8 protein-coding genes are annotated in these 11,178 nt (G+C 74.9%); 5 read left to right on the forward strand and 3 right to left on the reverse strand.

All coding sequences use genetic code 11. The annotated features are described in order from the left end of the window. Positions 1-232: 232 nt before the first annotated feature. Entirely contained in the window at positions 233-2,053 is a 1,821-nt protein-coding gene (locus ACFCZN_RS20660) for an ABC transporter ATP-binding protein (protein WP_430558008.1), read from the forward strand. Next, entirely contained in the window at positions 2,050-3,915 is a 1,866-nt protein-coding gene (locus tag ACFCZN_RS20665) for an ABC transporter ATP-binding protein (protein WP_429763463.1), read from the forward strand. Before ACFCZN_RS20660 ends, ACFCZN_RS20665 begins: the two co-directional genes overlap by 4 nt. 144 nt (positions 3,916-4,059) lie before the next feature. Here ACFCZN_RS20665 and ACFCZN_RS20670 read toward each other — a convergent pair whose 3' ends face one another. From ACFCZN_RS20670 to ACFCZN_RS20680, 3 genes are all read right to left on the reverse strand, one after another. After that, positions 4,060-5,121 carry a pectinesterase family protein gene (locus tag ACFCZN_RS20670; protein WP_429763464.1) on the reverse strand — a complete coding sequence of 354 codons (1,062 nt, stop codon included), beginning with the start codon at positions 5,119-5,121 and terminating at the stop codon, positions 4,060-4,062. 194 nt (positions 5,122-5,315) lie between these two features. Further along, on the reverse strand, positions 5,316-6,812 hold the full coding sequence (locus ACFCZN_RS20675; protein WP_430558004.1) for a lipase maturation factor family protein: 1,497 nt from the start codon (positions 6,810-6,812) through the stop codon (positions 5,316-5,318). A gap of 9 nt (positions 6,813-6,821) precedes the next feature. After that, a complete protein-coding gene (locus ACFCZN_RS20680) occupies positions 6,822-7,781 on the reverse strand; it encodes a LysR family transcriptional regulator (RefSeq protein ID WP_429763466.1) in 960 nt (319 codons plus the stop codon). A gap of 94 nt (positions 7,782-7,875) precedes the next feature. Between ACFCZN_RS20680 and ACFCZN_RS20685 the strand changes: the two genes are divergently transcribed. The 3 genes from ACFCZN_RS20685 (at position 7,876) to ACFCZN_RS20695 (ending at position 11,070) form a co-directional block, all read left to right on the forward strand. Continuing rightward, the gene (locus ACFCZN_RS20685; RefSeq protein ID WP_430558005.1) at positions 7,876-8,883 is read left to right on the forward strand and encodes a threonine/serine dehydratase; all 1,008 of its coding nucleotides are present in this window, start codon (positions 7,876-7,878) and stop codon (positions 8,881-8,883) included. Positions 8,884-8,948: 65 nt separating this feature from the next. Further along, positions 8,949-9,569 (forward strand): L-threonylcarbamoyladenylate synthase, encoded by a 621-nt coding sequence (locus tag ACFCZN_RS20690; RefSeq protein WP_430558006.1) that lies wholly within the window; start codon positions 8,949-8,951, stop codon positions 9,567-9,569. Between the two features lie 85 nt (positions 9,570-9,654). Further along, on the forward strand, positions 9,655-11,070 hold the full coding sequence (locus ACFCZN_RS20695; protein WP_430558007.1) for a UTP--glucose-1-phosphate uridylyltransferase: 1,416 nt from the start codon (positions 9,655-9,657) through the stop codon (positions 11,068-11,070). Positions 11,071-11,178: the final 108 nt, after the last annotated feature.

An 11,178-nucleotide genomic window follows, 5' to 3' on the forward strand; every position in this document is an offset into this window, starting at 1 on the left:
GCATGCCAACCCAGAAAAGCCCGGCGGGGTGATCCCCCCTCCCTCCGCCCCCCACCTCCCCTCCACCCCCGAAACGAGTCTGGGCGGCGAGGGGGGTCCGCTAGGCCGGCGTGGCGCCGCCCCCGCGGCCGCCGTCGCCCCCGCGGCGGCCGTCGCCCCCACGGGCTCCGAGCTCTCCACGTTCGCGTCCGTGCGCCGGCTCTACCCGTACGTCCGGCCCGCGTTGCCGCGCATGGTCGGCGGCCTCTTCTCGGCGCTCGGCGCGAGCCTCGCCGCGCTGGCGATCCCCCGCGTGCTGCAGGCCCTCGTCGAGGGCCCCCTCGCGGAGGGCGCCGCCGCCCACGACCTCGGCGCCCTCGTGGTGCCGGTGCTCCTCGTGCTCGTGCTGGGGATCGCGGAGGCCGGGTTCGTCCTGCTGCGCCGCAACCTCGTGATGTACCCCGGCACGCGGGTCGAGGCAGAGCTGCGGATGGCGCTGTTCCGCCACCTGCAGGACCTGCCTGTCGCGTTCCACGACCGGTGGCCCGGCGGGCAGCTGCTGAGCCGGATCATGGGCGACCTCGGCCTGCTGCGCCGCTGGCTGGTCTTCGGCGTCCTGCAGCTCGTCGTCAGCATCGTGACGATCGTGGTCGGCGTGGGCATCCTGCTGGCCACCGCCGGCTGGCTCGGCCTCGTGTACCTCGCGGGCGCGATCCCGGTGACGGTCATCGCGTTCCGCTTCTCGCGGCGGTACCGCGTCATCGCACGCCTGTCGCAGGACCAGTCGGGCGACCTCGCCACCACGGTCGAGGAGTCCGTGCACGGCATCCGCGTGCTCAAGGCGTTCGGCCGCGGGCGCGACGCCCTCGACTCGTTCACCGACCAGGCGGAGGAGCTGCGTCGCACGGAGATCCGCAAGGCGGGGAACCAGGCCACCGTCACCACATCGCTGCAGCTCATCCCCGAGGTCACGCTGGCCGTCTGCCTCGTGCTCGGCACGGTGCTCGCCGCCCAGGGGCAGATCACCGTCGGCGGCCTCGTCGCCTTCTTCCTGACGACGGCCGTGATCAACGGCCCCGTGGTCGACCTCGGGATGACCCTGTCGATGACGCTCAACGCGCGCACCGCCGTCGACCGCTTCTTCGAGGTGATGGAGACCCCGAACCCGCTGGCCGACCCGGCCGACCCCGCCGAGCCCGGCCCGGCGCGAGGCCACGTCGAGCTCCGCGACGTCACGTTCCGCTACGAGGACGCGGCGCGCCCGGTCCTCGCGCACGTCGACCTCGAGCTCCCCGTCGGCACGACGACGGCGCTCGTCGGCCTCACCGGCTCGGGCAAGTCCACCCTCGCGATGGTGGTGCCGCGCATCTTCGACGTCACCGGCGGCGAGGTGCTGCTCGACGGCGTGGACGTGCGGCGCCTGCGACGGCACGACGTGCGCCGCGCCGTCGCGGTCGCGTTCGAGGACCCCACGCTGTTCTCCGCGTCGGTGCGGGACAACGTGCTGCTCGGCGTCCCGGAGGCCGGCCCCGACGCCGTGCCGGAGGAGGAGCGCGAGCGGCGCCTGCACGAGGCGCTCGAGGTGGCGCAGGCGGGCTTCGTCGCCGACCTGCCGCAGGGCGTCGAGACCCGCATCGGGGAGGAAGGGCTGTCCCTGTCCGGCGGGCAGCGGCAGCGGCTGGCGCTCGCCCGGGCCATCGCGGCACACCCCGCCGTGCTCGTGCTCGACGACCCGCTGTCCGCGCTCGACGTCGCCACCGAAGAGGCCGTCACCACGCGCCTGCGCGACGTCCTCGACGGCACGACCAGCCTCGTCATCGCGCACCGGCCGTCCACCGTGGCGCTCGCGGACCGGGTCGCCGTGCTGCAGGACGGCCGGATCACGGCCGTGGGCACCCACCGCGACCTGCTCGCCACCGACGCCCACTACCGGCACGTCATCTCCAGCCTGGAGCAGGACTGGGAGGAGTGCGCCGAGCACTCAGGCCGGGAAGAGCCCGACCGCGCCCAGGCCGAGCAGGAACACCCCGAGCAGGCCCGGACCGGGCACGACGAGAAGGAGGTCCAGCGGTGAGCCGCCCCAGCACGCCGGAATCGCCCCGGCCCGCGACGTCCGGGCCGGACGAGCGCCGTCGCCCCACCGACGCGAGCGCGGACGATGCCACCCGGCTCGACGCCGAGGCGTCCCGCGACGTCAGGTCCCGGTCGCTGCGCCTGCTGGGCGCGCTGCTGAGGCCGCGCCGCGGGGCCCTCGCCGTCGCGGGCCTCCTGGTCGTGGTGTCGACGCTCGGCCAGGTGGCGGGCCCGTGGCTCGTGTCCCTCGCCATCGACTCCGCGGTGCCCGACCTCATGGACGGCGACGTGGGCACCCTCGTGCTGGTCGGCTCCGTCTACCTGGTCGCCGCCGTCGTCGGCGGCCTGTGCGCCGGGGCCTACGTCCGCCAGGCCGCGCGCATCGCCCAGGGGGTGCTGCTCGACCTGCGCCGTCGGGTCTTCCGGCACACGCAGCTGCTGAGCCTGGAGTTCCACGAGTCGTACACGTCCGGCCGCATCATCAGCCGCCAGACGTCCGACCTCGAGGCGCTGCGCGAGCTGCTCGACGGCGGGCTCACCGGCGTCGTCTCCTCGCTCATGCTCATGGTCTTCACCGGGCTGAGCCTGTTCCTGCTCGACTGGCGCTCGGGCCTCGTGCTCGCGGTGGCCCTCGTGCCGGCCTGGCTGCTCACCCGGTGGTTCCAGAAGCGCTCGCAGGTGTTCTACCGCGAGCAGCGCACCACGTCCGCGCGGCTCATCGTGAAGTTCGTCGAGACGATGACGGGGATGCGCGCCGTGCAGGCGTTCCGCCGGGAGTCGACCACGGAGGCGGAGTACGGCCGGCTCAGCGAGCAGTACCGCGACGCCAACCTCAACACCATGGGGCTCAACGGCCGCTACCAGCCGGGCCTCGTGCTCATCGGGAACGTCGCGGTCGCGATCGCGCTCGCGATCGGCGGCTGGCGGGTCTACTCCGGGGGGCTGGACGTCGGCGTGCTGGTGGCGGCCCTGCTGTACGTGAAGCGGTTCTTCCAGCCGATCCAGCAGCTCGGGAACTTCTACAACTCCTTCCAGTCCGCCACGGCGGCGCTGGAGAAGGTCTCGGGCCTGCTGGCCGAGGAGCCGACGGTCGTCGAGCCGCGCCGCCCCGTGGCGCTGCCGCACGCGCGCGGCGCCCTGCGGCTGGACCACGTCACGTTCCGCTACGGCGACGGCCCGGTCGTGCTGCCCGACCTCGACCTCACGCTCCCGGCGGGGCAGACGGTCGCGCTGGTCGGCACGACGGGCGCGGGCAAGTCCACGCTCGCCAAGCTCGTGACCCGGTTCTACGACGCGAGCGAGGGCCGCGTGCTGCTCGACGGCGTCGACGTGCGCGACCTGTCGACGACGGACCTGCGGCGCGCCGTGGTCATGGTCACCCAGGAGGCCTACCTGTTCAGCGGGTCCGTGCGCGAGAACATCGCGCTCGGGCGGCCCGGCGCCCCCCAGGCGGACATCGAGGCCGCCGCACGGGCGGTCGGGGCGCACGAGTTCATCATGGACATGCCCGACGGGTACGACACCGACGTCAACAAGCGTGGCGGCCGCGTCTCGGCGGGGCAGCGGCAGCTGCTCTCCTTCGCGCGGGCGTTCCTCGCCGACCCGGCGGTGCTGGTGCTCGACGAGGCGACGTCGTCCCTCGACATCCCGGGCGAGCGGCTCGTGCAGCACGGCCTGCAGACCCTGCTGGCCGACCGGACGGCGATCATCATCGCGCACCGGCTGTCGACCGTCGCGATCGCCGACCGCGTGCTCGTCATGGAGCACGGCCGGGTGATCGAGGACGGCACGCCAGACGAGCTGGCGGCGGGGGACGGGCACTATGCGGCCCTCAACGCGGCGTGGCAGGACTCGCTGGTGTAGTCCTGCGACGTGGTTGCTGTCCGTGGCTGGGGGACGGGTTGCGGCCGTGAGGGACGCCCGTTCGGCCGAGGTAGTACGGATTCCCGCGAGGTGGTACTCATCGCGGCGAGGTAGTCCAGCCTGCGGCGAGGTAGTACGGAGGCTTCAGCGGGCGTGACTCGGCGACCACCCGTCGTCGCCGGAGAGGTAGGTCTCACGCGTGTGCGCGGCGGCCTGCGCGGCGGTGAGCTGCGGGCGCCCGGGGCCGGTGAGGGCGCCCGGGCCCGTGTTGGCGTGCTCGGCGTTGCTGCCCGGGACCCAGTCGAAGCCGGACATGGTGGTCCACACGTCGTCGCGCCGCAGGTGCACGCCCAGCCAGGAGTCGCGGACGACGACGCGGGGGTCGGTGTCGGGGTTGCTGCTCGGGTGCCACGGGCGGCCGAGGTAGTACGTGCCGGCGCCGGCGTTGGTGAGGAACCGGGTCCCGGTGACGAGGAAGCCGTGGGCGAACCCCGAGGAGGTGCTCGGTGCGAACACGTACCCCGACGGCGTGCTGTCGCGGCGCAGCGCCTTGATGGTGGAGTCCTCGATGACGGCGGTCGCGCGCCCGAACACGAAGTCGACGTCGCCCTCGATCCAGCTGTTCGTGACGTAGACGCGGGCGGGCACGTCGGCGCTGGGCGTGTCCAGGTAGAGGGTGTCCTGGTTGCCGAGGAAGCGGCAGTGGTCGAACGCGACGCGGTCGGCACGGGTCTTGACGGCGACCGCCTGGTGGCCGGGCAGGTCCGGGTGGGCGGCCTCGTCGAACGCGTTCTCGAAGGTGACGTGCCGGGCCTCGAAGCCGGCACCGGACACCGTGACCGACGCGCTGCCGGTCGTGCCCCAGGTCCCGCCGCCGGGCTTCGGGGTCCCGGCGGCCCGGTCGTCGGTGAAGACGACGTCCTCGGGGTCGCCCGTCGACCCGACGACCGTCAGGTTCACCTTGTCCGACCCGACGTCGACACGGCCGTGGTACCGGCCGGGTCGCACGAGGATCTCGACCCGCTCGGCCGACCCGGCCGGCGCGAGGTCCACGGCCTGCTGGAGCGTGGTCGCGTCGCCCGTGCCGTCCGCGGCCACGACGATCCGCGTCGCCGCGGCCGGGCGCGGGCCGCGGCCGCCCGCGGACGCGGGCGTGGCCGAGGCGAGCACGGCGCCCAGGGCCAGCGCCCCGGGCAGGGCCAGCACCGACCGGCGTCGGACGGTGCGGGGCGCGGACGTGGGGTCCGAGGCGGGACGGTCGGCAGGGGACGGGTGGGAGCTCTCGTGCGGTGCGGGCAACGTCGCCTCCGGGGCTCGGGCGGGTCGCCGTCGACCCGCGGTGCGAGGGGTACGCCGGGGACCGAGCCTGAGAAACCGGTTCCCCGCCGCTCGGCATCGTGTCACGACCGCCGCAGCCGGGACAAGAGGGCGAGGTCCACCGGGTCGACGAGCACCTCGAGCTCGCGCCGCACCCACCAGTCGCCGGAGCGTCGCCGCTCCTCCGGCGTCGTGTAGCGGTAGCGGAACAGCCGCATCCGCACCCAGCGCGGTCGGGCGCCGTCGAACGGGTCGTGGCGCAGCAGGCGGAGCGTCGCCCGGTCCGCCTCGAGCAGCCGCCGGCACAGCGTCGGGAGCCACGGCGCGGGCGCACCGAGCGGCACGAACCACAGCACCCAGTCCAGGCGCAGGTGGTACGGGGCGACCTGGGGCGGGCGCCGGCCCACGTCCCCGGGCTTGCCGCGGAACCCGTACTCCCGCCAGTCGTCGGGCCCGGGCTCGTCGGCGAGCGTGCCCTCGACGATCACCTCGTCGCGGCGCCGTGTCACGCTCCCGAACGCCCCGTACGCGTTCACCAGCCGCAGCGGCTCGAAGCTCGCGTTCATCCTCTGGTGCGACGAGGCGAGGTTGACGGCGGGGCGCACCGACAGCGCCGCGAGGAGCACGACGACGACCGTGACGGCGACCAGGTAGCCGGTCGGTCCCGGGGCTACCGCGGTCCCCGGGCCGGCGGCCGGGTCCGGGGCGAGGCCGCCGAGGAGCGCGCGCCACGCGTCGTCGGACACCATGGCCGCGCCGAGCACGATCGCCGCCCAGTTCAGCCACGCGAAGTTGCCGGTGAGCACCAGCCAGCCCTGGGTCACGACGACGACGCCGCCCGCGACGCTCGGCAACGGCTGCGGCAGCCAGAGCAGCCACGGCACGAGCAGCTGGGTGACGTGGTTGCCGACCACCTCCGTGCGGTGCCACCAGCGCGGCAGGTGGTGCGCGTACCAGCTGAACGGGCCGGGCATCGGCTGCGACTCGTGGTGGTGGTCCATGGCGGTGAGGTCGCGCCACGCGGGGTCGCCGCGCCACTTGATGAGGCCCGCGCCCAGCTCCAGCCGGAACAGCAGCCAGCGGGCGGCGAGCACGAGCAGGAACGGCACGGGCACGGCGGGGGAGCCGAACCAGGCGGCCAGGAACGCCAGCTCGCACAGCAGCGTCTCCCACCCGAACGCGTAGAAGCGCTGGCCGACCGAGACGAGCGAGAGGTAGCCCGCCCACAGCGTGAGCAGGACGACGGTCGTGACCCACCACGGCCCGGCCTGCGGCAGCCCTACGACCACGGCGGCGCCCCCTGCGGCCCCGAGCACCCCCACCACCACCAGCAGGCGGTCGGAGTAGTGCAGGTGGAACAGCGACGGCGCGTCGCGGAACCGCACCCGCGCCGTGAACCGCCGCACCGGCAGCAGCCCGCGGTCCCCGAGCAGGGGGCGGAACTGGCCCAGGGCCTGGAGGAAGGCCAGGCACAGCAGCGCGCCGACGCCGCGCTGCAGCACCTCGCGGGCGACGTCGTAGTCGGCGGTGGCCCACCAGCCACCGAGCTGTTCCAGCTGCCGTCCCAGCTGCTCAGGCACGCCTCCACGCTAGTCGCGGGCGGCGTCACCCGCCTCCACCAGCCGCTGCACGAGGGCGTGCGCCGCCGGGGTCGGCGCGCCGACGGTGAGCGCGAGCACCTCGCGGGTGGCGCCGGGCAGGGGCTGCGCCACGACGTCCGGGTTCCGGTGCGCCCGCAACGCGAGCGACGGCAGCAGGCTCACCCCCGCGCCGGACGCGACGAGCGCCTGCACGGCCACGTAGTCGTCGGTCTCGAACGCGATACGAGGGGCGAACCCGGCGGTGGCGCAGCGCGCGACCAGGTCGGCGCGGCACCGCTCGCACCCTGCGATCCAGGCGGCGTCGCGCAGGTCGGCCAGCGGCGGCGGGACGTCGCCGGAGCGGCTCGACGCGTCCGGTCCGTCGGGGGTCGCGTCGGTGGTCCGCCGGACGAGGGCGATGGGCTCGGAGTGCACGACGGTCACCTCGAACCGCGACAGGTCCGCGCCGGGCCGGGCGTTCGGGGCGTCGGTGTGCCGGAAGACGAGGGCGACGTCGACGTCGCCGGCCTGGAGCGCGGCGATCGCCTCCGGGGGCTCGGCCTCGACCAGGCCGACCCCCAGCCCGGGGTGCGCGGCCCGCAGCCCGGCGACGGCGGCGGGCACCAGGGTCGCGAGCGCGGAGGGGAACGCGGCGAGCCGGGCGCGGCCGGCGCGGAGGCCGACCAGGGCGTCGAGCTCGCGCCGTGCGCCCTCCACGCGGCCGAGGATCTCCTCCGCGCGTGCGGCGAGGAGGCGGCCCGCCTCGGTGAGGCGGACGCCGCGGCCCGCGCGCTGCAGCAGGGCGATCCCCGCCTCCGCCTCGAGCCGCGCCAGGTGGTGGCTCACCGACGGCTGGGCGTAGTGCAGCTCGCGCGCCGCCGCGGTCACGGACCCGGTGCGCGCGACGGCGGCCAGGACGCGCAGGCGCGTGAGGTCGAGGTGGGGCGGGGGAGCGGGTTCGACGGACACGGCGCCAGCCTACGACCAATCATCGGCCGTATCGATGACGGGCAGTCAGAACAGGCATTGGACCTATCGATCGACACGGGGCGATCCTGCTGTGATGACGACGACTCCGCAGCCTGCCCCCGAGGTGCCCGCGCCGCCGACGATGCGCGACGTGCTGGCCGCCGCCCTGCGGATCGAGGGGCTCGTCGTCCGCACGCCCGCCCTGGCCCACCCGGAGCTCGACCGCGCCGCCGCGGAGGCCGGCGCCGCCGGAGCGAGCCTCGTCGTCAAGCACGAGAACCTGCAGCATACGGGCGCGTTCAAGGTGCGCGGGGCGCTGAACCTCCTGCTCGGGTTCGACGACGACGAGCGCCGCCGCGGCATCGTCGCCTACTCCACGGGGAACCACGCCCAGGCGCTGGCCCATGCCGCCCGCCGCACCGGCACGGCCTGCACGATCGTCATGCCCGACCACCCGAACCCCCTGAAGGAGCGGGCCGTGCGCGACCTCGGCGCCGACGTCGTGCTGCACGGGGCGACCTTCGACGACGCCCGGGCCCGCGCAGGCGAGGTGGCCGCCGCCACCGGGGCGCGTCTCGTGGGCGCGGCGAACGAGCCGGTCCTCGTCGCCGGCGTGGCCACCGCGACGCTCGAGCTCCTGGAGCAGGCGCCGGACCTCGAGGTGCTCGTCGTCCCCGTCGGCGGGGGCTCCGGCGCCGCAGCTGCCTGTCTCGTCGCGAGCGCGCTCGCCCCGGGGCTGCGGGTGGTCGCCGTGCAGGCCGCGGCGTCGCCGGCCGCCCACGACTCCTGGCGCGCGGGCGAGCTGCGCACCGCCGCCAACGCCACCCGCGCCGAGGGGCTCGCCGTCGGGTGCGGGTTCGCCCTCACCCAGGCCGTGCTCCGCGAGAGGCTGGCGGACTTCCTGCTCGTGGACGACGACGCCATCGCCGCCGCGCAGCGCCACTACCTCACCGGCGCGCGGACCGTTGCCGAGGGCGCCGGCGCCGCGGCCCTCGCCGCCGTCCTCAGCCACCCCGCCGCGTTCGCCGGGCGACGCGTCGGCGTCGTCTGCTCCGGGGGCAACGCCAGCGAGACCGAGCTCCGCCGCGCCCTGGCGGCCTGACCCGACCGCCGCGCGGCGACCGCTCACCGGGTGGGGTGGCACGGCCCGGGGATACGCTGCCCGGCATGGCCCGCTACTTCGACGTCCACCCCGTCGACCCGCAGCCCCGGGCGATCGGCCAGGTCGTCGCGCTGCTGAACGACGGGGGCCTCATCGCCTACCCGACCGACTCCGGGTACGCCCTCGGCTGCCGCGTCGGCCAGCACGACGGCACGGAGCGGATCCGCCAGATCCGGCACCTGGACGCCGGTCACCACTTCACCCTCGTGTGCGCGGACTTCGCCCAGCTCGGCCAGCTCGTGCGCCTCGACAACAGCGCCTTCCGCGCCATCAAGGCGGCCACCCCGGGGCCCTACACCTTCATCCTGCCGGCCACGCCGGAGGTCCCCCGGCGACTCGCGCACCCCAAGAAGAAGACCATCGGCGCGCGCATCCCCGACTCCCGGGTGGTGCAGGCGCTGCTGCGCGAGCTGGGTGAGCCGCTGCTGTCGTCGACCCTCATCCTGCCGGGGGCCGAGCAGCCCCTCACCGACGGCTGGCAGGTCAAGGAGGAGCTCGACCACGTGGTCGACGCGGTCGTCGACGCGGGCGAGGTCCTGGCCGAGCCCACGACCGTCGTCGACTGGTCCGAGGGATACCCCGACGTCGTCCGCGTCGGGGCCGGCGACCCGTCCCGTTTCGAGTAAGGGTCCGAGCACCGACCCCGGGCAGGCGTCCCGGGCGGCCGGACGCTCCCCGCAGGCCTCCCCGGGCGCGGTTAGGGTGCTGCCCATGAGCGACCGCGGACTTGCCCTGGCCCGATCCAAGATGCAGGCGGAGGGCGTCGCCCCCGCCGCGATCGAGACCTTCACCCGCTTCTACCACCTGCTGGAGTCGGGGGAGACCGGGCTCGTGCGCGAGGCCGACGTCGACCCCCTGACCGACCTGCCGCGGCACGCCGACCTCGCGGTCCCGGACGCCGACGCCCAGGCCGCCCTCGCGCGGACCGCGATCATCAAGCTCAACGGCGGGCTCGGCACGTCCATGGGCATGGACAAGGCGAAGTCGCTGCTCACGGTGCGCGACGACGCACGGGGCGAGGAGGGCGGAGCGCTCACCTTCCTCGACGTCATCGTCCGCCAGGTGCGCGCCGCCCGGGAGGCGACGGGCGCCCGCCTGCCGCTCGTGCTGATGAACTCGTTCCGCACCCGCGACGACACCCTCGCCGCGCTCGCGCCCTACGACGACATCGCCGTCGACGGCCTCCCGCTGGACTTCCTCCAGAACCGCGAGCCCAAGCTGCGCGCCGACACCCTCGAGCCCGTCGAGTGGCCCGCCGACCCCACCCTGGAGTGGTGCCCGCCCGGGCACGGCGACCTCTACCCGGCCCTGCACGCGTCCGGCGTCGTGCGCGCGCTCCTGGACGCGGGCTTCCGCTACGCCAGCGTCTCCAACTCCGACAACCTCGGCGCCGCCCCCGACGGCGCGATCGCCGCCTGGTTCGCGGCGTCCGGGGCTCCGTACGCCGCCGAGATGTGCCTCAAGTCGCCCGCCGACGTCAAGGGCGGCCAGCTCGTCGTGCGCAAGAGCGACGGCCGCATCGTGCAGCGCGAGACGGCGCAGACGCACCCCGACGACGTCGACGTCTCGCTCGACCCGACGGTGCACCGCTACTTCCACACGAACAACCTGTGGTTCGACCTCGAGGCGCTCGCGGCCGAGCTCGACCGCACCGGCGGGGTGCTCGAGCTCCCGCTGATCCGGAACGAGAAGACCGTGGACCCGACGGACGCGTCGTCGCCCGCCGTCGTCCAGATCGAGTCCGCGATGGGCGCGGCCGTGGCCGTCTTCGAGGGGGCGACGGCGATCGAGGTGGGGCGCGAGCGGTTCCTGCCGGTGAAGACGACGAGCGACCTGCTGCTCATGCGCTCGGACGTCTACGAGCTCACCGACGACTACCGGCTGGTCGCCCAGGTCGACGCGCCGCTGGTGAAGCTCTCGACGACCTACAAGCAGATCGCAGGCTTCGACGTGCGGTTCGCCCAGGGCGCGCCGTCGCTGCGGGCGGCGTCGTCGCTCACGGTCGAGGGGGACTGGACCTTCGGCGCCCGCGTGCGCGCCGAGGGCGACGCGGTGCTCGCCGACGCCGGTGAGGCCGCCACCGTGCCCGACGGCGCGACCGTCACCGCGGACGGCGTCCAGCCCTGACCGCCGAGATAGAGAACCCGGACCCGCGAGATAGAGAACCCGGGACGCCACCACCTGCGGTGCCGTCCCGGCCTCTCTATCTCGCGGGTCCGAGTTCTCTATCTCGGC

Source organism: Isoptericola sp. NPDC056134 (genome assembly GCF_042264825.1).
Lineage (GTDB): Bacteria > Actinomycetota > Actinomycetes > Actinomycetales > Cellulomonadaceae > Isoptericola > Isoptericola nanjingensis.

Bases quoted from the DNA above. Each gene is read 5' to 3' on its own strand.
- ACFCZN_RS20660 (WP_430558008.1), top strand. From the start codon at position 233: ATGGTCGGCGGCCTCTTCTCGGCGCTCGGCGCGAGCCTCGCCGCGCTG.
- ACFCZN_RS20690 (WP_430558006.1), top strand. From the start codon at position 8,949: ATGGCCCGCTACTTCGACGTCCACCCCGTCGACCCGCAGCCCCGGGCG.
- ACFCZN_RS20695 (WP_430558007.1), top strand. From the start codon at position 9,655: ATGAGCGACCGCGGACTTGCCCTGGCCCGATCCAAGATGCAGGCGGAG.
- ACFCZN_RS20685 (WP_430558005.1), top strand. From the start codon at position 7,876: ATGACGACGACTCCGCAGCCTGCCCCCGAGGTGCCCGCGCCGCCGACG.